The organism is Rhodospirillaceae bacterium (assembly GCA_040219235.1).
GTDB lineage: Bacteria > Pseudomonadota > Alphaproteobacteria > Rhodospirillales > Rhodospirillaceae > WLXB01.
In genome coordinates this window covers 1,059,749-1,083,045 of record JAVJSV010000011.1, presented here as the reverse complement: position 1 = coordinate 1,083,045, position 23,297 = coordinate 1,059,749, and the positions used below count along the sequence as shown (strand labels likewise).

Genomic DNA, 23,297 nt, shown 5'->3' with positions numbered 1-23,297 from the left:
ATCACTGAAGCAGCGCGGAACGGACCACTGACACAGCGCGCCTTTATCTGTGAAGCGGCGCGAAGGCGTCAGTCTTATCGCAGATGATGGTAACACCGTTATAAACAAGCGTAACGTTGTCATGCGCCGGTGGTGCAACTGCGACAGCCAAAGAGTCACCGGACTCTGAATCGGTCAACATCAGACGCAGAAGGTCATCGCGGCCAAAGCCGTCAACGGCAGGATACTCAGCGCGCAACAACATGGCTTCGAGTTCCCTGCCATCGTTTGACGTCAATTCCATTTTAAAGCCGCGATCATGGCCAGTCTGTTCAGTCTCATCAGCGGCCTTTGTTTTGCAAACGTACGGGCGTGCCCGATGCAAACGAATATGAGTTTGGTCTTCCCGCCCTAGAAACAGCATGCCCGCAGACCAGTTATTATCGTATAGCCAGAGTTGTTCAGGGGTTAAAACCCACTCAGCGTCAGCGCGAAATTCTTCACCTGTGCGTTGGGAAATAAACGAGCATGTTCCTGGGCCATACGCTTGTTTATCAGCTGTATTGCCTTGGAGAACACCAAAAATCTGATCTCCGTCACGGCGCCAGAGCCAATCGCAGTTCAGTGCCGGGCGATCTCGAAACTGAACTTGCCCCCACAATTCAGGGCGCTCATGCAGATTTTCAAAATTTTCTGGGTCACTTGGTCCCTGGCCAAATATATTTACGGCACCAAGCTCCTCATCAATGACAGCGTGATACAGAACTTGGCTACCACTGATGATAGGTCCATCTCGACCCTCAACATTTATTTGACCATAAAATACAACTTCGCCGATTTGCGGGGCCTCTATCCGTGCAAAGGTGCGGTGCCAGTGCTCATGCCCCTCACCATTAGCCGGCATTTGAACATTTTCTTCAAACCAAACCTGTGGGGCTGAATCCCAGACGCCGGGAAAGTAACGGATAAGATACTCCATCACCCATTCCAGGTCTTGACGGCTTTGATCATACCCCGGAGCGGCATGAACCTTTATTCCAGAACTCAGGAAAATCAGTGCGGCTACAATGGTCAAAGTGTGTTTCATTTTAATTCTGGTCCTTGTTCGAATCCTTGCTAAAGGGAGCGCTTTCAACTCGGTTACGCCCGCCGTTTTTTGCATCGTAGAGTTTCTCGTCAGCACGGCGCAGTAACTCCATCGGCTCCATGCCTTCATCAGGGATACAGGTTGCAACGCCAATACTCATTGTCACGTGATGAGCAACATCGGAATATTCGTGTTTAACCCCAAGATCGATAATAGCTTGACGCATGGCGTGGCCAAACGCCCGCGCGCCTTCCAGATCTGTCTCAGGCATAACGCAGACGAATTCTTCTCCACCATAACGGGCCACCAGATCCGCCGCACGCTTCACCTCCTGGTTCAGTGCAGCACCCACCTTGCGTAAGCAATCATCGCCTGCACCATGGCCATAATTATCATTAAATGGCTTGAAATAGTCGATGTCCATCATGGCAATTGAAAGCGGCGCTTTATGCCGGCGACACCGTCTCCACTCTGACTCCAAGACGGTCTCAAAACGACGCCGCGTTGCCAATCCAGTAAGGACGTCTTCAGAAGCAATACGTTCCAGTTTGTCCTTATATTTTTTGAGGTCCATGTGGTTGCGAACCCGAGCCTTAACTATCGGAGGACTGACAGGCTTCGTGATGTAATCGACAGCCCCCATCTCTAGACCACGGACCTCGTCTTTGACTTTTGAAGAAGAGGTAATAAAGAGGATCGGTATATCTCGGGTGCGACGTTCATTCTTAAGCGTATAACAGACATCAAAACCACTCTGAGGCGCCATAACCACATCTAAAAGGATTAAGTCTGGGACTTCACGGCTTGCTTTCTCCAACGCCTCATCACTATTGAAGGCAAACAGAAGGTCATACTCATCCTTCAAAGTTGCTTCCATAAGTTGGACGAAAAGTTGCTCATCATCCGCAATTAAGATTTTCGGTTTTTGATCGTTCATTACCGTCTCATTTTTTCAGCATTAGAAAAGCCTGGATAAGTCGGTAGTACAAGCTAAAAAGGGGCTGTTTCCGTTCAATTAGGTGTTTATCAACCGTAAATTACAACGACAAGAATACCGATTGCCGTTGCACACACGCCCACGGCCTCTGATACGGCCATCCTCTCAAGAAACACAAAGCGTGAGGCGACATAGGTAAAAACGAGTTCCACTTGGCCGAGAGCCATGACGTAAGCCGCATTTTGCAAAGTAAATGCGCTATACCAAAGAGCCGAAGCGACGATTCCAGTGAACCCCACCCAAATACTGACAGGCCAGCTTCTTAAGACCTGACTGATGATACCTGGTGACCTCCACTGCAACCAAACCGCCATCACGACAGCTTGTGCGACTGTAACCCAGGCCAAGGTTGTAATGGCACGTAGCAAGAAGTCTCCATGGTCTAATGATAACGCCGCTGCTCGGTAAAACACGGCAGCGATGGCGTAAAAGGCTCCGACACAAAGACCGTATAAAGCAGGTTTATGTTTAAGAGCTTCAGCAAGGCTTCGAAACGATAAGCCTGCACGCCCTGTTGCCATTAAAATGACGCCAAGAAACGCAATGAGTATGCCCAAAAAGCCGCCCGGTTCTACCTGCTCGTCTAACACCACATAAGAAACGGCGACGGTTTGAATCACCTCAGTCTTGGTATAGGCCGTACCTACTGTGAACGTGCTCAACCCGAGCACATGCAAGAGCAAAGCATTACCGAGAAACTGCACAATACCCCCCGCCCAGGCGTAACCTATAAACACTGAATTGGGATCCGGAACAGATTGGCCTGTGAAGCTAACCAGACCAAATAACCCCGCTAACACCATTGGCAGACCAAAGAAGAACCGCGCGAATGTCGCTCCGTAGACCGTTAGGCTAACAGTCAGATGTTTTTGAATAGACGTGCGCGCCGCTTGCACACCGGCAGCAGCGATGGTCAGTAAAATCCATAGGTCCATGCTCTGCGCCCAGTCGGACTAAAGATACACCCACGGACGTTCTGTTTGATCCTGCTGTTGGAACGCCAAGATTTCAGCGTCACGTTTGAGCGTAAGACCAATGGGATCCAAACCTTCCACCAGCATCTCCTTATCTGCAGGTGAAATTTCAAAGTCGTGGACGTCGCCTTCAAAACCGGTGACCTGCTGTTTGGGCAAATCGACGGTGAGTTTGTCGTCTGATTGACCACGTTCAGCAATATCTGCAAAGGTTTTGACAACAGCTTCCGGCAGCACAACCGGCAATATGCCATTACGCACACAATTGCCGAAGAAAATGGTCCCGAAGCTTGGTGCGACAACACAACGGATACCCCATTCTTTTAGAGCCCAGACCGCATGCTCACGCGACGATCCACAGCCAAAGTTTTCACCAGACAACAAAATTTCTGCATCACGGAACGGCGGCCGGTTTAATACGAACTCAGGATTCTCGACACGCGCGTCAACATCTGTGTATCGCCAGTTGGCGAACATACCAACCGACAAACCTTCTTTGGTGACACCTTTCATCTCACGGCTTGGGATAATAGCATCCGTATCAATGTTAACCCGCATCAGTGGAGCAGCAACCGAGGACAGCGTCGTAAATTTCTGCATCGTGAGTGACATGATGTACCTTCCTACCCCAACTTCCGAACGTCAGCGATTTTGCCCGCTATGGCAGATGCCGCGACTGATGTTGGACTGGCCAAATGGGTGCGAGTTTTAGGACCTTGTCGGTTTTCAAAATTTCTATTGGTGGAACTGATCACCCGCTCGCGTTCTCCAAAGCTCTCACCACCCGCATAAAAACACATAGAACACCCACTTTCTCGCCACTCAAATCCAGCAGCAGTGAGAATTTTATCTAAACCCTCCGCCTCGGCCGCCAATTTCACCTGACTCGAGCCTGGCACGATGATCGCCTTCACCCCGTTAGCAACCTGATGTCCTTTCACAACATTTGCGACGTCTCTCAAATCGCTCAAACGCGAATTCGTACACGACCCAATAAAGGCTGCATCTATAGGCAGTCCCTCCAAGGGCTGACCTGGCTTGACGTCCATATATTCTAATGCGCGTTCCCAAGATGTGCGGGCGTTCGCATCTGGAGCTTCACTAGGTTGCGGAACGACGCCATCAATCCGGGTTGTGTGTCCTGGGCTGGTTCCCCAGGTGACAGTCGGAACGATGTCAGCACAATCAATAGTGATGTCTTTGTTGTACACGGCATCGTCATCAGCCGTTAACGTGCGCCAATAGGACAATGCCTTGTCCCATGCTTCGCCAGTTGGCGCATAGGGTCGGCCATGCACATATTCAAAAGTCGTGTCATCCGCTGGAATGACACCGGTAAAGGCGGCAAACTCAACGGCCATATTGCAAACAGTGAATCTGTTTTCTTGTGGCAATGCGCGAATGGCAGCCCCCGTGAATTCAATGGCATGACCAACGCCACCTGAAGCCGTGTAAGCGCCGATGAGATTGAGAATCATATCTTTCGCTGTGACGCCAAAAGCCAGTTTGCCATCAAAATTGACCCGCATAGACTTAGGCTTGTTTACAGCGAGCGTTTTGGTCGCAAGCGCATGCTCTCCCTCTGTAGAGCCAATGCCCCAAGCAAGAGCACCAAGAGCGCCGAGGGTGCAGGTATGACTATCGGGACATACCTGGGTAAAACCCGGCAGGGTTATTCCCTGCTCAGCAGACACCACATGCACAATACCCTGACGGTTATCTCCAATATCAAACAATGTGATTCCAGCCGCCTTGGCGGCATCGCGCGTGGTTGTAATAAAAGCCTTGCCCGACGGCATAATTGTATCGTCACCGCGACCGGGCAACGTATCGACGATGTGATCCATCGTGCAAAAAACCTGTTCGGGGTTTCGCACCTTGCGACCAGCCGCTTCAAGTCCCTTAAGCGACACTGACCCTGTACGCTCGTGAAGGAAAACACGGTCCACATAGAGCAGCGATGCGTTATCACCAAGATCTGCAACGGTGTGGGAGTCCCACAGCTTTTGAATGAGTGTCCGGCCCATACCTTTTAATCCTGGAACGTTTATAAAGTTATTCGGGTATAACGCCCTATTGCGATTTCATCCAGCCCCTGGGAAGCATCCATTGGCCTAATGCGCAGCGACCCAGAATGATCTTCCAAGTCCTCACCCTCTAGCGCCTTTTACTGTTTTGAAGCCATACTCACTCTTAAGGGAGAGTGATTCTATCTCTGTACACCTCTGGAAACGTGGGAGATGAAATATGTCACTGATTAGTCCAATGGTACGAACGGCACTGTTTGTTCGCAACCTTGATAAATCAGCCACTTTTTATAAAGAAGTCTTCGAGTTAGAAGATGTATATGCCCAAGGCGAGTTGCAGCATGCCGCAGCAACAAAACTACTAGGTATGCCCCCCGAAACCAATGTGCGATACAAGATTCTAAGATCTGCTGGCTTTAACAAAGGGATGGTTGGACTATTCGAGCTCACCGACCCTGCGCCGCCCCCCATTCATCGCCGCTTAGACGTTTGCAACGCCGGAGAAGGCTGTCTGGTATTTTACTGTGGCAATCTCGACATTATTCACCGACGCCTGATGGATGCTGGCAGCGTAGTGCTTTGCCCACCTACGTACCTGGAAGTGGATATCGAAGATGGTGCGGTCAAAACTGCCCAACGCGGACAACGAGAAATGACGTTCCGCGACCCCGACGAGATTTTGATTAACTTGATTGAGAGAGACCCATCAAGCGACGACTAAAAAGTTTACGCAGGCGAAGTATTGCTGCAGGACTGCTATCCATCACCCTCAATTATTCATGACGCAGCGCTTCAATAGGATCCAATCGAGCGGCACGACGCGCCGGCATATAGCCGAAGATCACGCCAACTGCCGCAGAAAATATGAAGGCCATGACCATCATATCTGGCTGGACAATAAAGGGGACATTCAGCAACGGTGCCAAAGCAAGTGCGCCACCCAAACCAAGGGCAATGCCAACAAGCCCACCAAAACCAGCCAGCATTGCCGCTTCAACGAGAAACTGTAGCAAGACCTCTTTCTCACGCGCACCAATGGCCATGCGAATACCAATCTCTCGAGTCCGTTCCGTAACAGACACCAGCATGATGTTCATGATCCCGATTCCACCTACCAAAAGGCTTATGGCCGCAATGGCAGACAGAAAACCAGTCATAACCGCAGTCGAGCTTTGAAAGGCTATGGACATTTCCTGGACTCCGCGCACTGAGAACATATCTTCTGCACCGGGTTGCGAGGGACGGCGTTCACGCATGATCATTTCAACTTCGGACTGGGCCGCATCCACAAGCGTGTCATCAAGTGCAGCAACGTAAATCTGATCAACATTGGTGTTGCCCGCAATTCTGCGCTGATAGTATTTGATCGGCACAACCACAACGTCGTCCTGATCGCCAGAAAACATGACTTGGCCCTTAGGCTCCAACAGGCCAATAACTTCGCAAGACGCCCGGCCAATGCGCAGAACATTGCCTAGGTATGCCTCCTCTTTAAAAAGCTCTTTGCGAACGGTTTCACCAATGATGCATACTGATTTTCCAGATTGTTCCTCGGAAGGAGAAAACATCCGTCCCGCAGCCAATTCCCAGTTTCGTACATTTACAAACTCACGGTCAGTTCCCACAACCTGCGCTCGGCGATTACCATTTCCATAGACAACCACCTGTCTTTGAATGGACATCGGCGCCACGCTCGATAACATGCTTGTTTCACGACGGAGCGCCGTAACATCCTCCATCTCAAACGGGGGCGCTACTTGCGACGCGCCTCCATGTCTTCGCTGGCCTGGAAAGACCGTTAACATGGTACTGCCAAGCTTTGAGATTTCCGTTTGGACCTGGGCCTTGGTTCCGGCACCGAGGGTGACCACCACAATAACCGCCGCCACACCGATCACGATGCCGAGCGTGGTCAGGATGGACCGGAGCACGTTGCGTTGAATTTCGCGTAGGGACAAAAGCAGAATGTTACCAATCATACTATTCTCCTATGCCGCTTCAGAGTGGGATTCATGAACGATGTTGCCATCCCGGAACTCTAAACGACGGCGGGCAAATGCAGCCACCTCATTTTCGTGCGTGACCAGAACGATGGTTAACCCTTGTTCCTGGTTGAGCGCGGTGAGTAGTTCCATAATTTCCAGGCTGCGAGCCGTATCGAGGTTGCCGGTCGGCTCATCAGCCAACAAGAGAGACGGCTTCGTCACCATGGCACGAGCAATAGCAACACGTTGTTGCTGACCTCCAGACAATTCTGCAGCCGTATGGTGCTCGCGATTCTGCAAACCAACAGCATGTAAAGCTTTCATGGCCATATCACGACGCTCAGATTTGGAAATCCGGCGATAGATCAGCGGGAGCTCAAGGTTCTCCAGCGCTGTTGTTCTCGACAGCAGATTAAACCCCTGGAACACAAACCCAAGATAATGCCGTCGCAGCAAAGCGCGTTGGTCTCTCGTTAGCGTCTTCACATCGACGCCCTTAAACAAATACTGTCCGCTGCTGGGCGTATCCAGGCAACCTAGAATATTCATCGTGGTTGATTTACCGGAGCCGCTTGCCCCCATCACAGCGATAAATTCGCCAGCATGGATTTCAAAGCTCACATCATCTAACGCACGAACGGCTGTGTCTCCTTCACCGTATACCTTCGCTACATGTTCGAATGCCACGACAGGACCTTCGTAGACTTTGGTCGAGAGATCACTCATGACCCAGCGGCCTGTATACCGGTTATAACTTCCGTGCCTTCGACCAAGCCATCAGCAATGACCTCAGCGCGCTCGCCGTCAAGTAGACCTACATCAACAACAATTGGCTGTGGCCGACCTTGCTCCATAACCCATACTTGACCTGGCGCGCCGGCCTGGAGGGGCGCCTGACGCCCGCCTCTGTTGCGACTAAAACGTGGCATCATCATACCCATCAAACCGGGTGGCGCCGCTCGCCCCCCGGCGGGAGAAGCTTCATCACCTTCTGGCATTGGTGGTGTAAAACGAAGCGCTGCGTAAGGTACAAGCAGGGCCCCCTCACGGTTCGCGGTTGTGATCGTTGCTGTCGCTGTCATGCCCGGACGAAGCGAAAGATCACTGTTATCAACGGACAGCAATGCTTCATAGGTAACCACGCCGTTTTCATTTTTCGGCGCAAAGCGAACAGATGTAATCGTGGCCGGGAACACACGTCCCGCATACGCATCAACCGAAAAAGATGCCTCCTGACCTTCTTTTACCTGGCCGATATCAGCTTCATCAATATCAACAACCAGCTTCATGGCAGACAAATCTTCAGCTAAGGTGAAAAGCACTGGGGTCTGGAGGGAAGCCGCAACTGTTTGTCCAGGCTCCACCTGACGTGTCAAAACAATGCCGTCAATTGGTGCCGTAATATCGGTTTTAGCGAGGTTCGTTTGATCCGCTGCTAGATTAGCTTCGGCCACAGTGACTTGGGCATTAACACTGGCAAGCACAGCGCGGGCCCGTGCGTTTGCGGCTTTGGCATTGTCCAAAGATTGCTCAGAGACATTTCCCTGTACATAAAGGCTTTCAGCCCGTTTAAGATTATTGCGGGCCTCAAGTTCATTGGCTTTCGCCTCTTCGACTTTTGCCTTGGCAGAAATCAGTTGCGCTTCTGACTGACGAACGCGCGCGGATAATTGATCCTTATCCATAGTCGCCAAGCTCTGCCCCAGGGATACCCGGTCATTAAAATCTACATTCACGGTCTCTATAAGACCTGAAATCTCTGCGCCGACATCAACTTGATTGAGAGGTTGTATGGTTCCTGTGGCTGTAACCCTGACCGTTAAGTCACCGCGTTCGACCGGAGCAGTTCGGAATGTCACCTCGGCCGGGCCTGAGTTAAACTGCACCACAAAGAAAGCCGCTAGCAATAAGAGGACTAATCCACCTAAGAGCCATTTATAGCGTTTAAGAAAACCACCGGACTCTGCGTTCAGCCCGAGTTTTTGAGCCATTTCTGGAGTGGGCCCTGAGTTTGGCTCTTGGGTGCCGCCTTGTAATCTTCCGTCGGTCATACTCTCGCCTAAACTTTCATTGCTACTTCAAGACAGAAACGCCCCACGGGGCTACCGTGCGAAAGATTAGCATCATAGACAAGAATCGTATCGGCTTTGTGTCAGACTGATCAGCTTTGTGTAAGCGATTGTAACAAGCTCCACGGTCCCAATACAGATCCTTATGACCACAAAACAAGAAAGGCCCGGAGTTACCGGGCCTTTCAAGGCTACCCAACTTGGAGGGAGGGAAGGATTTAGGCGGCTTTTTTGCCCGCTTTAGTCGCTTTTTTTGCCGACTCTGTTGCAACATCAACAGAGGCTTGAACGCGGTCTGAGATCGGAGCAGAGGCTTCTTTGAAGATACCAGTTGAGAGGTCTGTGATCTTCTTGCCTTCGGCTACAGCTTTTTCCCAGCTGGTCTTGGCAATTTTGGTCTGCAAATCAACAGCTTCGTTCACAGTTTTTGCAGTTGCGATTTTTTTGCTAGCTTCAACAGCGTCCTCAAAGCTTTCACTTGCGAAAGCAACGTATTGCTTCGTCAGCTGCTCAAAACCCTTAGCGACAGCTGTGCTGCTGGCAACAAAGGCGTCGATGTTGTTTTGGTTGAAAGCGACCATATCTTCGTAGGTGTTCATAACATTCATCCTTTTGTTCGTGCCGGTTCTGGTCTGCGCAACCTAATTCAAGTATGGGCGCAGCGCCGTGCATTTCGTTATGCAGTCATCTATGCTGCAGTGCGATAAATATAGGGTGTTCAGCGCGTAGCGTCAAGAAATATATTGCGCTGCAACAAATAATTTACTGCTATGCAACATGGGGTGTAGTGCTTTGTTTTTAATTAATTTTAGGACTCAAAAGCCGCTCTTAGAGCGTTTTCAATGCCCAGAAGGGCATCTTCTGCCTTATCACCATCTGGACCTCCAGCTTGCGCCATATCAGGACGCCCACCGCCCCCCTTGCCGCCAACAGCCTCCGAGCCTGCTCTGACGAGAGCGACCGCGTCAACTCTATCAGTCAGGTCCCTTGCAACATTCACAACCAGTGACGCTTTGGCATCAGCCACGGAGACCAACGCGACAACGCCTGTGCCAAGGGATTGCATAATTTCATCAGCCAACCCCTTTAAGTCCTTAGCAGGAACGCCATCAAGGACGCGCCCGGAAAACGCAACACCGGCAACATCTTTGAAATCTTGCTTGGTCGATCCGCCGCCCCCGCTGGTGACCAGCTTTTTCCGCAAATCAGAGATCTCACGCTCGAGTTTTCGGCGGTCGTCCAGTAAAGCCGCGATTCGCTCAGGCAGATCACGCGGTGCAACCTTTAATGCCTCAGCAGCTCGACCAACCAGATTTTGCTGATCTGCCACCCAAGCCTCGGCGGCCATGCCAGTCACAGCCTCAATGCGACGTACGCCTGACGCCACGGCAGACTCATCTATAACCTTAAACAGACCAATATCCCCGGTTCGCGAGACGTGAGTCCCCCCACAAAGCTCAACTGAGTATTGAGGCTGGGCGCTATCTTCTTGTGTCCCCATAGCAACAACACGCACTTCGTCGCCATACTTCTCACCGAACAACGCCATTGCACCGGCCTTAATGGCCCCTTCAGGGTCCATCAGCTTGGTGCTCACAGATGCATTGGCGCGTATTTGGACGTTCACTATTTTTTCCACTTGCGCCACCTCGGCGCTGGTCAGCGGCTTTGGATGACTCACATCAAACCTGAGCCGTTCATCGCTAACAAGTGAACCCTTTTGGGTCACGTGGTCTCCTAGCACTTGCCGTAACGCAGCATGTAAGAGGTGGGTTGCAGAATGATGCCCACGCACAGATGCCCGCCGTTGACCATTCACTTGAAAAGTTGCGTCTTGTCCTAACTTAATGACACCGCTCTCAACTTTGCCAAGATGGACATGCAGTGAGTCCAATTTTTTTTGCGTATCCGTAATCTTGATAACGGCGCCACCAACCGTTGTGATGGAGCCGGTATCTCCAACTTGGCCACCGGACTCACCATAAAACGGCGTTTGATTGGCAAGAAGCGCTATGGATTGCCCCGCTTCTGCCGACGCAACAACGGTACCATCGACAACCAAGGCAATAATTTTACCTTGGGCCGTTTCCGTTGCGTATCCTAAGAAATCAGAGGCACCAACTTTCTCACGCAGGTCAAACCAAACTTTATCTGTCGCGGCTTCGCCAGACCCGGTCCACGCCTTACGCGCCTCCGCACGTTGACGCTCCATAGCGGCCTCGAAGCCATCTGTGTCAACCGTAATACCTCTGGGACGCAATGCATCCTGTGTTAAGTCGAGCGGAAAGCCATACGTGTCATAAAGCTTGAAAGCGACACCGCCCGAGAGCTTAGTGCCGGTTTCCAGGTCTTTGGTCTCTTCGTCCAATAATTTCAGACCGCGATCCAGCATGTTCTTAAAGCGGGTTTCTTCAAGCAACAGCGTCTCGGAAACCAACGCCTGTGCACGCTCCAATTCTGGATACTGCACCCCCATCTGCCCGATAAGAGCGGGCACTAAGCGATGCAATAATGGGTCTGTACATCCCATTAGGTGGGCATGGCGCATGGCACGCCGCATAATGCGTCGCAAGACATAGCCGCGCCCTTCATTGGAGGGCAACACGCCATCGGCAATCAAGAACCCTGACGCACGCAGGTGGTCAGCTATGACGCGATGCGACACGGCATCTTTGCCATCTGGGTCCGTTCCAGCAGCTGAGCCGGTCGCCTCTATAAGAGACCGGATCAGGTCAATCGCATAATTATCATTTGTCCCTTGCAGAACGGCTGTCGTACGCTCCAGCCCCATCCCCGTATCAACACTGGGCTTTGGTAGGTCAATCCGTTCGTCCGCAGAAAGTTGCTCATACTGCATAAAGACGAGATTCCAAATTTCAACGAAACGGTCTCCATCTTCATCAGGAGAGCCAGGTGGACCACCAGGAATATGGTCGCCGTGATCGAAGAAAATTTCAGTGCATGGACCACACGGCCCAGTTTCGCCCATGGCCCAAAAATTATCTGACGTGGGAATGCGGATAATCTTAGAGTCCGGCAAACCGGCAATTTTACGCCACAACTCGGCCGCTTCTTCATCGCTTGAGTGTACGGTAACAAGGAGACGTTCTGCGGAAAGGTCAAATTCCTGAGTAACCAAATCCCAGGCGAGCTTTATGGCTTGCTCTTTAAAGTAATCTCCAAACGAGAAATTGCCGAGCATCTCAAAAAATGTGTGATGCCGAACGGTGTAGCCAACATTATCCAGATCATTGTGTTTGCCGCCAGCGCGCACGCATTTCTGGGCTGAAGTTGCTGTTGTATAGGGGCGCGTTTCATTGCCGGTAAAAACATCCTTGAACTGCACCATTCCAGCGTTCGTAAACATCAAGGTCGGGTCATTGCGAGGCACAAGAGAGCTCGACCCAACAATTTCATGACCGTGGCGCGCAAAGTAATTTAGAAAAGTCGCGCGAACATCGTTCGTTTTGCCCATAACATCCATCACTACAAAGGAACTCACGCTATCGCGCTAAGTTCTGGCAAACTCTATCCATAGACACTCAAGGATATGGCTATTAATAGCCAGAAAACCTGGGTTTTAACGCTTCACATCAATACTGTCCAGAAACGCTCATCAATACGGCTAATAACTATATGCTCCCGCAATGCTAAGCACCGTCAGTATTTAGGGGAATTACACTATTTTTTAGGAAACCCAGTCGGGCTTGCAGTCTGAGTTCCTAATTTAGCCCCTAAAGTGGGGTTAGCATAATAAATGACCATGTAATAAATCTTGCCAGCGCGGCAGCGAAAGAAATTCGAGTTATTTAATGTAAGCGTTCCTGTGTCCTCATAGGCTGAGCCTGGTTTAGGTGTCAGCGTGACCAGAAAATTGGCAGCACAGCGCTGCATCTCGACATCTACAGTATGCTCAAAATGCTCAAACAATGCGTCATAGTTGCCAAGAAGATGATCGTAAAACACCTTCAATGGCAATTGATCTCCCTTAGGAGAGCCATAAAAACGGCGGACCTCGTTATCACCATGATAAATAACGACTTCGGAATCTTTAGTGAAACAGGCGCAAGCTGCTAAAATATCTTCTTTCATAACATTGCCAAAATAGTCGTCTTCAACAAGTTTCTGATAATAGGCTCTGTCAAACTTGCTCATTCAAAAATTCCTTTAACGCATGGCAGTCTTCGCCAGTCATTGACGTGATCACAAGAGTCTGAGTGAAGGCTTGTTTATATGCAAGCCTTTGACAAAACACGCCCTTAACGCAAAACAGCAGTGGCCTAAGGAGAGGACACTGCTGTTCCGAGGAAGGACAGCGGCGAACTGAGGGGGCTTCGCCGCTGCAAGGACCCGAGGGGGTCGGGTATTCTACTCTGCAGCTGGCGCTTCAGACTCATCTTCATGGTTAGGGAGCTCAACTTCACCGATCATAGTGTCGGCAATCAGGCCGGCGTTGACGCGAATTTGGCGCTCAATTTCAGCCGCCATATCAGGATGCTCTCTTAAAAATGTCTTAGCGTTCTCTCGGCCTTGGCCTATGCGCTCTGAATTGCAAGAGAACCAAGATCCAGATTTTTCAACAATACCAGCCTTGACGCCAAGGTCGAGCAACTCGCCCATCTTAGACACGCCCTCGCCATACATAATATCAAACTCAACCTGCTTGAATGGCGGGGCCACCTTATTCTTCACCACCTTGATTCGTGTTTGGTTCCCCACAACTTCATCGCGATCTTTAATTTGGCCAATCCGGCGAATGTCGAGACGAACGGACGCATAAAACTTAAGGGCATTCCCGCCCGTTGTCGTTTCTGGATTACCAAACATAACGCCAATCTTCATGCGAATTTGGTTGATGAAGATGATCATGGTGTTGGAGCGTGCAACAGAGGCCGTCAACTTGCGTAAAGCCTGACTCATAAGACGCGCCTGCAATCCAACATGATGATCGCCCATCTCGCCCTCAAGTTCAGCGCGAGGAGTGAGCGCCGCAACCGAGTCAACAACGAGGACATCAATTGCCCCAGACCGCACTAAAGTATCAGAGATCTCAAGCGCCTGTTCTCCGGCATCCGGTTGTGAAATCAGAAGCGCATCAAGATCAACACCAAGTTTACGGGCATATCCTGCATCAAGAGCATGTTCTGCATCAACAAAAGCACAGGTTCCGCCCAATTTTTGGGCTTCTGCAATAACATGTAAGGCGAGAGTCGTTTTACCAGAACTCTCCGGACCATAGATCTCAACAATCCGGCCACGGGGAAGCCCACCGATGCCAAGTGCTAAATCAAGCCCAAGAGATCCCGTTGGGATAGATTCAATGTCGATAGCCGTGGTGCGCTGGCCCAAACGCATGATTGAGCCTTTACCAAAGGAGCGCTCAATCTGCGAAAGAGCTGCATCCAGAGCCTTGGTTTTATCCATGCCGCCCTTGTTCTCCACTACCCTAAGATTTGCTTCGGCCATCGTAGCCTCCCTCCGTGTTTAATCTGGTCGTTAACTGTGTGCAATGGAAACCAATGTACTTACTTTGTTCTCTCTGTCCAGAAAAAAGAACATTATGCGAACAATATTCGTGAAGTTGATAAAAAACAAAGGGTTAGAGGAGGCTTTTCCGGCAATTACCATCAAAATGCTTTGAATTATTGTAGTCAGTAGCGCTGTAATGCTAATCATTTCGTCTACAAAACTTTATGGGCCTCATAAAATGCCAAAAATTTCTTTTCTGATTGCTATTACATTAACAGCCTTATTGGGGCTCAGCGCCTGCAACACGGTTCAAGGTGTGGGTAAGGATATTCAATCTATTGGCAAGACAACGGAAGAAGCTGCGGATTAGATTGTTACTTTTGCCTCTCTACTTCCTGGGCTTATGTAACTCAAAAATTTTTAGCTGATAAAATTATCGAAGGGGACGCTTGCATGACGTTGCTGCGCTTGATCATCACAACTGTTGCATTTGGATGCTTGCTTGGTCTTGCAGGATGCAACACCTTAGAAGGTATAGGTAAAGATATGCAGGGTGCTGGCAAGCGCATAGAAGACGCCGCAGATTAAGCTGGAGTTATTGTCCGGAAGGACCAGCTAAAACATCTTTCACCTTCGTCGCCAACTGCCCGAGACTAAACGGTTTGGGTAAGAAGTGAATATCGGGACTATCAACGACATCACCCCGAGCAACTTCCTCTGAATAACCCGAGATTAAAATAATACGAACTTCCGGTCTCTCGACGCGCACGAAACGTGCGAGCGTTCCACCATCCATCCCCGGCATCATCATATCAGTAATCAACAAGTCCAAGGGGGTCCCCTCTTGCAGCATCTCCATGGCTTGCTCACCCGTACGCGCTTCCAAAACATCGTACCCCTTATTCTTCAGGGCTCTGGCAGCAAACACACGAACCGCGTCTTCATCCTCTACAAGAAGCACGGTTCCACTGCCAGAGAGATCACCTTTGCTTGGACTTTTAGCAAGGGCAGCGCCAATTTTCCCGGCCAGCGCCACAGGATCTTCGTCCGATTGAAATTCGACTCTTCTTGAGAGATTAACCGGTTTCTCACTCGCCCCCGTCTCGCTCGTCTCGGGCTCTAGTCGTGGTAAGTAAATCGTAAACTGGGCACCTTGACCGGGCGAAGAATCCACAAAGATAAAGCCACCAGTTTGCCGCACAATTCCGTAAACAGTTGCGAGACCTAATCCAGTACCTGCGCCCGGAGTCTCCTGTTTTGTAGAAAAGAATGGCTCGAATATCCGCCCCAAATCCTCTCTGGCGATGCCATTGCCCGTATCTGTCACAGAAATTTTTACATAACGACCAGCAGGAACTTGCTCAGCCCCCAACTGAGTCGGCGCTTCAAAGATTTGCGTGTCAGTGGCAATTGTTAAAGTTCCACCGCCAGCCATAGCATCTCGCGCATTGACCGCAAGATTGATAATAATCTGATCAAACTGCCCAGGATCAACCCGAACCAGCCCAAGATCACGTCCGTGTACCAAGTTAAACTCTATGGATTCCCCAATGAGCCGCGTTAGCAAATGTGAGAGTTCTGTGAGGTGATCAGTGCAATTCAGTTCTTTTGGCTGCAATGGCTGTTTACGTGAAAAGGCAAGAAGCTGTCTAACCAGATTAGCTGCCCGGTTAGCATTCTGTTTGATCTGCATAATATCGGCAAAAGATGGATCTCCCGCAGCATGGCGCTGCAGCAATAAATCACAAAAGCCGATCATTGCGGTCAGCAAGTTATTAAAATCATGGGCGACTCCACCCGCCAATTGACCCATGGCCTGCATCTTCTGTGCTTGTGCAAATTGCACTTCCAAGTTCTTTTGTTCCGTAGTGTCAATCACATGAACTACAGCCCCATCCACTTCTCCTGCTGCGGATGCTGCCGCGCCTGATAATGGCCCTAAGAATATTGAAACTTGTTTTGACGTATTGCCTGCCGCTTGCACAAGCCGCACATCGACCTGCGCGCTGTCAGATCGTCCATCAACAAGACGATCAAACTCGCTGCGAAAAACACGGTGATCATCATCTATAAGAAAGTCTGACAGAGATGACCCAATGACCGCCTCTCTCTCGCGAGCGACCAATTGTGCAAATGACCGGTTGCAATCGCTGATCGTCCCATCGGCCTCTGTTAAGGCTGTCGCGACTGGCGCGGAATCGAGCAAACTCCGGAATCCAGAGGAATTTAAATCCTGCCGTGTTTGAGTCACTTCGCTGACATCGCGCATGATCAGCGATCTGGTCCGCGTCACACCAGCATCATCATAGGTCCCTTGAAACACCAACGCATCAATCACGTCGCCATTTAACGAGCGAAAATGGACCCGTCCTTGCCATTCTCCGTCTGGATCCGGACGTTTTGAGCCAGCCAAAACGTCATCTAAAGAGAGATCCATGATTTGGTCAGCTGTATAACCAAGCCATTCGGCAAATCGCTGATTTACATAGTGAAAGGCACCATCAACATCAACCGAGTAAACGCCCGTTGGCATGAAGTCGAGAAAGTCAGCAAGGTCTTGCCGCTCACGGCTAAGTACATCATTGATGGCTCTCTGTGCCGTCACGTCTTCCAGTGACCAAATGTATAAATCAGGTAAGGTCTCCATAGGCCGGACAGAAATCTGATACCAATCAGGTTCTGGCATATCACCACGAAGTGGAATTTCTAGTTTCTCAGACAAACCTGAGTCGATAGCCTGGCGCAGGCGTTCAACCAGTTCACCCCCATCGTATTCCTCAGCTGCTAGATGCGATAACCGGCTTATTGGCCGGTCGTTCGCCAACCACTCTTGACCGGATGCATTTTGATAAAGTACGTGCCCTTCCTCGTCCGTCACGAGCCTAGGTCCAGACGCTGACTCAAAAACGGCGGTAACAGTATTAAGCTGTTGCTGACGCGATGGTGGCGAAGAGAGGTCGGACCAGTACATCACTGGCAGCACGATAAAAAGTGCAGACGCAACAACAGCGACAACTGGCCAAGAAACCAATGGAATTGTGGCGTTAACTGCTAAACCGATGACCGCAAATATGGCAAGAGCGGTAGCGATTATTGATTTAAGATGCGCGCGCAACCTTGCCCTTTAACTGCATGACGTAACCGATAACCTCGGCAACAGCCTTATAGTGCTCCGGCGGGATTTCTTGATCAACTTCCACGGCAGCATATAGAGCACGAGCGAGCGGCGGGTTTTCTACAATAGGCACCTCATGCTCATCAGCGGCCTGTCGGATGCGCTGGGCAAGATAATCCACTCCCTTCGCAACCAATACGGGCGCATGCATATCATCCATTTCGTATCTCAAGGCTACGGCATAGTGCGTTGGATTAGTAATAACCACACTCGCGCGTTGGACATTCGCGATCATGTTTTGGCGATGTCTTTGCATCCGAATATTTCGAATACGGGCCTTAATCTTGGGATCACCTTCGGCATTCTTTCTCTCGTCTTTGACTTCCTGCTTGGTCATCTTGAGTTTTTCGTTGTGATGCCACTTTTGATAGGTCAAATCGATAATGCCGATCAGCCCCATAAATAACACAACCAGGAACAGTACAATGATGACGAGCCAGTGAATCTCTCCCAAAGTTATCATTAGGTCCCGGTCAACCAATTGGTCTGGGTGGCGGAACAAAGGAATGACGACGAAAGCAACAAGAATAGCGACGACAGTAATCTTTGCCAGGCTTTTTCCAAACTCCACGAGTGTCTGGGTAGAGATAAATCTTTTTACACCTGCGATCGGGCTCAATGTTGAGAGCTTCATCTCCATCTTTTTTGGGGTCCACATAAACCCGTTTACGTAGAGCGGTGGAACTATCGCAGCGACGACAAAGATAGCCATAGCAAAGGCCAGCAATCCCGCAACCTTGAGACCTGCATTAAAAATAAGATACCGAACCCCCTCCGCTTCCAGAGAAAGGGTGTGTGGTCTCTGCAAAAATATCTTCAGAAAATCAGCCATATCAGCAGCCAATTGAGGCGCGATTAGGCCAATCACCACCAAGCCCGCCAGAAGCATTGAAAAGGTTTTTAACTCCTGATGCTGTGGGACATTGCCGTCGTTCCGCGCCTTGCCCTTTTTCTTCGCGGTCGGCTGCTCTGTTTTTGAGTCTTTATCGTCAGACACCGTTTACTCCTGGTAACAGAAGCGCGATCAGATTGCTCTCGAAGTAATGCAAGAACGTCATCATAATCGCTGGCAAAGCGATCGTAAGTAGGGCAAAACCCAGCAAAAGTTGGATCGGCAACGCGACAAAAAAGACATTCATTTGAGGCGACAATCGCGACATAATGCCCATCGTCACCTGAAACACCAATGAGTATACCAGAAATGGTGACGCCAGACGTGTTCCAACGTGAAAAGCCTCAGTCAAAGCTGATGCCAACATGTTGAGCATGTCGCCGGTCATCAGCGGATCGTTCGGCATCATTAAAGTATAACTATCGACGATTGCCATGATCATCAAAGCATGAAGGCCGGTCGAGAAAATAAGAATAACAACAATCATGTTTAGAAAGCCGATAATAATCGCGCTTTGGGTATCACTCACTGGATCATCTACGAAGGCGTTCATCAGGCCAACAGCCTGACTTATTTTGAGGCCAGCAAGGTCCAAAGCCGCCATTACAGTCTGAATAATAGCGCCAATAAACGCCCCCACCATCATTTCAAGAAAGATCAGCTTGACAAGGAGGCCAGAAGATTCTGGTTGCTCCGGAAGGTATTGCTGCACCAGAGGCAGAGTCAGTAAGGTCACTAAAAGAGCCAGGATGAGGCGAATCCTGACGGGTATGTAGCCAGCAGAAATACCTGGCATAAGCAAAAAAACCACTCCTAAACGTGCGAACACTAGTAAGAAGTGAAACACGTTTATGACGAGCAAATCACTTAACATGAATGCGCCTTAAATTGGCTAGCCAGGGCATCAGGGCCACCACAGCCTTGCTATGGCAAAGATATGATTTTATCCATAATTCTTTGCGTAAACTCCGTGAGCTGGGTCAACATCCATGGCATAAAAAATATCAGTGATGTGAACACGGCAGTGATCTTTGGAATAAACGTCAATGTCATTTCTTGGATATGGGTCAGCGTCTGGAAGACCGATACAGTTAACCCAACAGTTAAGCCCACCAACAGAATCGGCCCGGCTACTTTGAGCATGGTAAAAACCGCATCCCTGCCAATATCGATCACTTCGACTTCGTTCATTTTTAGATCTCCAGGTATGGCAGGCTCAAATGACGTTAGATCGGCATCCTAAGAACTTCCTGATAGGCTTGGAGGACTTTGTCCCGCACAGCGACAACTGTTTCTAAGGTATGCTGGGCACTCGCCACAGCCGTCACCACATCCATGGTGCTTGCTTCGCCTGCGATTCTTGCCATTGTCACTTGTTCAGCGTGTTTGTTTATTTCCATAGCTGAATCAAGAGAATCCTTCACCATATTCACAAAAGACCCATCTGACTTGCCCGGCGGAGTGACGCCACCACCGGCCCCACTTACCGAAGCGGCAGCTTCTTTGTACGCACTGACAGCCGTATTGAAATCTATGGTCATTGTCCCCTCCGGGGTTATCTAAGTGTTTTGTTCATCTTGAGCGTCCCGCTTTTAAGCGCGGTTTACGCTCTGTCATGGCCTAGCGCAGAAGTTCTAGAGTTTTGGCAACCATTTCCCGCGATGCTGTGATCACGTTCAGGTTGGCTTCGTAAGATCGTTGCGCCTCACGCATATCCATCATTTCAATGAGTGGATTTACGTTTGGCGTCAGAACATAACCATTTTCATCGGCCGCAGGGTGTGCTGGGTCATATTTAACGCCCAGTTCCGATTGGTCGTCATAGATGCGTTTTACAGTAACTGTGTTGGCCTCTAGCTCGCGATCCAGCGTATTACGGAATGTCAGAAGTTTTCGTCGATAAGGCTCGCCCCCCGGGACTTCCGAGGTTGAGTTGGCGTTGGCTAAATTTTCCGAAATCACACGCAAACGCGTTGCTTGGGCCTTCATGCCTTGTGCGGCAATTTCTGAACTGGCGCTGAGATTATCCATGGTCATTTACCTTTATGCTCCGCCGCCCTTACCGAGGGCCATCTTCAACATTTTCATATGCGAGTTCATCAATGTGATCGCCTGATTGTACTGACTGCGTGTTGATCCAACTTTTTGCATCTGCTCTTCAAGAATGACTTGGTTGCCATCTGGGGAAACTTCAAAATTCCGGCGCACCTCACGATTGCGGAAGGTTTCCTGCTCTGGAATGGTTCCTTTTGAATGCATCGGATTGGTCATCGCGACTTGCACGGGCGCAGCGGACCGCAAGGTTTTCTTGAAATCAAAAGACTTAAGATCCTGCGGCGCATAGCCTGGCGTATTCGCATTCACGACATTTTGCGACAAAAGTTTTTGGCGCTGCGATGCCCATTCCATCTTGGTCATCGCCATCTGGAAAACTTTTAGCTTGCCTATATCCATCGTTCCGGTCCCCAGGTAATTCGGCACGTCACACGCCAAACCGCCTGTTTTCACTTCTCACCCGGAACAGGGAAACTCGTTGGTCCCCGTCATTCCGGTGCCTCACGGCGTTTGCTCCGTCTGGGCGGAGCGGCCCTTACCGGGAATGAATTTGGCTCCGGAATCTTAAGAATCCATGAATCCCGGAAAAGTGCGCCTTTAGAACCTGTGGACTCACCCTTTTCGCACCTAAGTTTAAGCGTTTCTTAAAGGCTATCAGGCAAATTTTGCCTACTAAGAGCCACCTGCCGCAGATATTCACAAAGGACGACATCCACGATGTCTATTCCGCCAAAACGCACCGACTCCGATAAAAACATCAAAAAAACCGATCAGAGTCCCAAAACGATTGCGATTGCCCTAGAGGAGCAAAGCGATTCGGCGCCAAAAATTATTGCCACAGGCCGAGGTTTTATTGCTGAGCAAATTCTTGATGTCGCTTTTGCTAATGATGTGAAGGTGCGGGAAGATTCTGACCTCGCTCAGATTCTATCAGCTATCGATGTAGACAGCCCCATCCCCACGAATGCGTTTACAGCCGTTGCGCAGGTCCTCGCGTATTTGTATGCGGCCAACGGCCAACCAGCGCCAGAAAGTTTAGGTGAGTGGCATGACTGATATGCAGCAGCCGTCCTTAAGCGAAACACACTCAGAACTCCATAAAGTCGGGTCTTTGATCGCCACAGCTAGTCGCTTGGTGTCGGAAGGCAGACTCATAGATTTGAGCGCTTTGCAAACGCGGACCCAAACAGCGTGCGACGCGGTGGTGTCCCTTTCCGCAAAGGAAAGCCGGACTCTTTTGCCAGACTTAGAGAAAGTTATCTCTGATCTGGATTTATTAACCGCAAAATTGAAGGAACAGTTTGGTGATCTGCCAAACCTTCAAAATGAGACGACACCGAGAATAGCCGCATCCGCATACAGCCGTAACGAATCCACAGGTCAATAAATTATGGGAACAATGTCATACGTTCAGGCTGTATTAGCCCTGATCTTAGTCCTTGGATTGATTATGGGGATGGCCTGGCTATTGCGACGCTATGGCTTGGGTGAAGGCGGGCGGAGTCCACTGGGCCGGAAAAAGCGGGTAACGACTGTGGAATCAACATCCGTTGATGCGCGGCACAAATTGGTCTTAGTGCGTCGTGACAATATGGAGCACCTGCTCATGATAGGACCCGGAGATAGTCTTGTTGTTGAACAAGGTATTCCAGTACCGACCGAAACAAATTCGAACATAACGACGGTGGCAACCTCATGAGATTGCTCTCAGCAGACCGGCGGTATCCCTTGAGCCTGCTCAAGTTTTTCATAAGGTTTGCGGGCCTTGCGGTTGTGCTCTTCGGCGCAACGACAGCAAACGCGCAGAGTCTGAGTTTAGATTTTGGGTCAGACTCTGCATCCACCACCGGGCAAATCGTTCAGCTGCTGCTGCTGTTCACCGTCCTGTCAGTTGCCCCAGCAATTCTCATGATGGTGACAGCCTTTACGCGCGTCGTCGTCGTCATGTCTATCTTGCGGCGGGCCTTGGGAACAAATACATCTCCGCCAAACGTCGTCGTCATGTCCCTAGCGATTTTCATGACAGCCTTCATCATGGCACCAACTTTTACCGAAGCTTGGGAAACGGGCATCAACCCCCTTATTGAAGGACAGATCGCGGAGGAAGAAGCCTTCAACCGGACAGTTATTCCCTTTCATGAATTTATGATGCGGCACGTCCGGCCAAAGGATCTCAGTCTCTTTATGGACATGGCCAACACCGGCCCTGTGGCCTCACCAGAAGACACACCGCTGCAAGCCCTCATACCCGCATTCATGATTTCTGAATTGCGTCGTGCCTTCGAGATTGGTTTTCTTATTTATGTTCCGTTTATCATCATCGATATGGTGATCGCATCGGTATTGATGTCCATGGGCATGATGATGTTGCCACCGATGATGATCGCGCTGCCGTTTAAATTGATCTTCTTTGTGTTGGTTGACGGTTGGTATCTTCTGGTCGGAAGCTTGGTGCAGAGCTTTGGAGGGCCTGGATAGAGCGACGCGAGCTCGCTCCATCTTCCAGTTCCGACTCACTTTTGTTCCATGGCATATGCTAAACGCGACACCGACATCGCTAGACAGTCGCGCAAGCTCTCGGCGGCAAA

The 23,297-nt window shown here is 50.1% G+C and carries 26 protein-coding genes; 7 read left to right on the top strand and 19 right to left on the bottom strand.

The window, feature by feature from the left end; all coding sequences use genetic code 11:
• Positions 1-43: 43 nt before the first annotated feature.
• From RIC29_09080 to leuC, 5 genes are all read right to left on the bottom strand, one after another.
• On the bottom strand, positions 44-1,066 hold the full coding sequence (locus RIC29_09080) for a hypothetical protein (protein ID MEQ8735065.1): 1,023 nt from the start codon (positions 1,064-1,066) through the stop codon (positions 44-46).
• 1 nt (position 1,067) lies between these two features.
• Entirely contained in the window at positions 1,068-2,003 is a 936-nt protein-coding gene (locus tag RIC29_09075) for a diguanylate cyclase (GenBank protein MEQ8735064.1), read from the bottom strand.
• 89 nt (positions 2,004-2,092) lie between these two features.
• On the bottom strand, positions 2,093-2,998 hold the full coding sequence (locus RIC29_09070; GenBank protein MEQ8735063.1) for a DMT family transporter: 906 nt from the start codon (positions 2,996-2,998) through the stop codon (positions 2,093-2,095).
• 18 nt (positions 2,999-3,016) lie between these two features.
• The gene (gene leuD, locus RIC29_09065; GenBank protein ID MEQ8735062.1) at positions 3,017-3,637 is read right to left on the bottom strand and encodes a 3-isopropylmalate dehydratase small subunit; all 621 of its coding nucleotides are present in this window, start codon (positions 3,635-3,637) and stop codon (positions 3,017-3,019) included.
• A 23-nt stretch (positions 3,638-3,660) separates the two neighbouring features.
• Entirely contained in the window at positions 3,661-5,064 is a 1,404-nt protein-coding gene (leuC, locus tag RIC29_09060) for a 3-isopropylmalate dehydratase large subunit (protein ID MEQ8735061.1), read from the bottom strand.
• 220 nt (positions 5,065-5,284) lie between these two features.
• Between leuC and RIC29_09055 the strand changes: the two genes are divergently transcribed.
• Positions 5,285-5,785, top strand: coding sequence for a hypothetical protein (locus RIC29_09055; protein MEQ8735060.1), 501 nt, complete (start codon positions 5,285-5,287; stop codon positions 5,783-5,785).
• A gap of 52 nt (positions 5,786-5,837) precedes the next feature.
• On the opposite strand, the gene RIC29_09050 is transcribed toward RIC29_09055, so the two are convergent.
• The 7 genes from RIC29_09050 to recA form a co-directional block, all read right to left on the bottom strand.
• The gene (locus tag RIC29_09050; GenBank protein MEQ8735059.1) at positions 5,838-7,043 is read right to left on the bottom strand and encodes an ABC transporter permease; all 1,206 of its coding nucleotides are present in this window, start codon (positions 7,041-7,043) and stop codon (positions 5,838-5,840) included.
• Between the two features lie 9 nt (positions 7,044-7,052).
• On the bottom strand, positions 7,053-7,775 hold the full coding sequence (locus RIC29_09045; GenBank protein MEQ8735058.1) for an ABC transporter ATP-binding protein: 723 nt from the start codon (positions 7,773-7,775) through the stop codon (positions 7,053-7,055).
• On the bottom strand, positions 7,772-9,100 hold the full coding sequence (locus tag RIC29_09040) for an efflux RND transporter periplasmic adaptor subunit (GenBank protein MEQ8735057.1): 1,329 nt from the start codon (positions 9,098-9,100) through the stop codon (positions 7,772-7,774). The genes RIC29_09045 and RIC29_09040 overlap by 4 nt, the downstream gene beginning before the upstream one ends.
• 236 nt (positions 9,101-9,336) lie before the next feature.
• The gene (locus RIC29_09035; protein MEQ8735056.1) at positions 9,337-9,717 is read right to left on the bottom strand and encodes a phasin family protein; all 381 of its coding nucleotides are present in this window, start codon (positions 9,715-9,717) and stop codon (positions 9,337-9,339) included.
• Positions 9,718-9,926: 209 nt separating this feature from the next.
• Positions 9,927-12,593: an alanine--tRNA ligase gene (gene alaS, locus RIC29_09030; protein MEQ8735055.1), complete on the bottom strand. Its 2,667-nt coding sequence runs from the start codon at positions 12,591-12,593 to the stop codon at positions 9,927-9,929.
• 206 nt (positions 12,594-12,799) lie between these two features.
• Positions 12,800-13,273: a hypothetical protein gene (locus RIC29_09025; GenBank protein MEQ8735054.1), complete on the bottom strand. Its 474-nt coding sequence runs from the start codon at positions 13,271-13,273 to the stop codon at positions 12,800-12,802.
• Positions 13,274-13,486: 213 nt separating this feature from the next.
• A complete protein-coding gene (gene recA / locus RIC29_09020; protein MEQ8735053.1) occupies positions 13,487-14,584 on the bottom strand; it encodes a recombinase RecA in 1,098 nt (365 codons plus the stop codon).
• Positions 14,585-14,825: 241 nt separating this feature from the next.
• On the opposite strand from recA, the gene RIC29_09015 reads away from it, so the two are divergent.
• The gene (locus RIC29_09015; protein MEQ8735052.1) at positions 14,826-14,957 is read left to right on the top strand and encodes an entericidin EcnA/B family protein; all 132 of its coding nucleotides are present in this window, start codon (positions 14,826-14,828) and stop codon (positions 14,955-14,957) included.
• 83 nt (positions 14,958-15,040) lie between these two features.
• Positions 15,041-15,175, top strand: coding sequence for an entericidin A/B family lipoprotein (locus tag RIC29_09010; protein MEQ8735051.1), 135 nt, complete (start codon positions 15,041-15,043; stop codon positions 15,173-15,175).
• 7 nt (positions 15,176-15,182) lie between these two features.
• Here the strand turns inward: RIC29_09010 and RIC29_09005 are convergent, their stop codons facing one another.
• The 7 genes from RIC29_09005 to RIC29_08975 form a co-directional block, all read right to left on the bottom strand.
• Positions 15,183-17,702: a PAS domain-containing protein gene (locus RIC29_09005; protein ID MEQ8735050.1), complete on the bottom strand. Its 2,520-nt coding sequence runs from the start codon at positions 17,700-17,702 to the stop codon at positions 15,183-15,185.
• On the bottom strand, positions 17,686-18,759 hold the full coding sequence (gene flhB, locus RIC29_09000) for a flagellar biosynthesis protein FlhB (protein ID MEQ8735049.1): 1,074 nt from the start codon (positions 18,757-18,759) through the stop codon (positions 17,686-17,688). Before flhB ends, RIC29_09005 begins: the two co-directional genes overlap by 17 nt.
• Positions 18,752-19,528, bottom strand: coding sequence for a flagellar biosynthetic protein FliR (gene fliR, locus RIC29_08995; protein ID MEQ8735048.1), 777 nt, complete (start codon positions 19,526-19,528; stop codon positions 18,752-18,754). Before fliR ends, flhB begins: the two co-directional genes overlap by 8 nt.
• A 50-nt stretch (positions 19,529-19,578) precedes the next feature.
• Entirely contained in the window at positions 19,579-19,845 is a 267-nt protein-coding gene (gene fliQ, locus RIC29_08990) for a flagellar biosynthesis protein FliQ (protein ID MEQ8735047.1), read from the bottom strand.
• Positions 19,846-19,880: 35 nt separating this feature from the next.
• Positions 19,881-20,195, bottom strand: coding sequence for a flagellar hook-basal body complex protein FliE (locus RIC29_08985; protein ID MEQ8735046.1), 315 nt, complete (start codon positions 20,193-20,195; stop codon positions 19,881-19,883).
• Positions 20,196-20,274: 79 nt separating this feature from the next.
• Positions 20,275-20,685: a flagellar basal body rod protein FlgC gene (gene flgC / locus RIC29_08980; GenBank protein ID MEQ8735045.1), complete on the bottom strand. Its 411-nt coding sequence runs from the start codon at positions 20,683-20,685 to the stop codon at positions 20,275-20,277.
• Between the two features lie 12 nt (positions 20,686-20,697).
• On the bottom strand, positions 20,698-21,108 hold the full coding sequence (locus tag RIC29_08975) for a flagellar basal body rod protein FlgB (GenBank protein MEQ8735044.1): 411 nt from the start codon (positions 21,106-21,108) through the stop codon (positions 20,698-20,700).
• Between the two features lie 318 nt (positions 21,109-21,426).
• Here RIC29_08975 and RIC29_08970 point away from each other — a divergent pair, with 318 nt between their 5' ends.
• Genes RIC29_08970 through fliP form a run of 4 tightly spaced genes read left to right on the top strand, consistent with a single transcriptional unit; the run spans position 21,427 to position 23,187 of the window.
• Positions 21,427-21,765, top strand: a complete 339-nt coding sequence (locus RIC29_08970) for an EscU/YscU/HrcU family type III secretion system export apparatus switch protein (protein ID MEQ8735043.1) — start codon at positions 21,427-21,429, stop codon at positions 21,763-21,765.
• Entirely contained in the window at positions 21,758-22,096 is a 339-nt protein-coding gene (locus RIC29_08965) for a hypothetical protein (protein MEQ8735042.1), read from the top strand. Before RIC29_08970 ends, RIC29_08965 begins: the two co-directional genes overlap by 8 nt.
• Before the next feature lie 3 nt (positions 22,097-22,099).
• Complete coding sequence (locus RIC29_08960; protein MEQ8735041.1) at positions 22,100-22,408, top strand: flagellar biosynthetic protein FliO; 309 nt, start codon at positions 22,100-22,102, stop codon at positions 22,406-22,408.
• Positions 22,405-23,187 (top strand): flagellar type III secretion system pore protein FliP, encoded by a 783-nt coding sequence (gene fliP, locus RIC29_08955; protein ID MEQ8735040.1) that lies wholly within the window; start codon positions 22,405-22,407, stop codon positions 23,185-23,187. The genes RIC29_08960 and fliP overlap by 4 nt, the downstream gene beginning before the upstream one ends.
• Positions 23,188-23,297 lie beyond the last annotated feature (110 nt).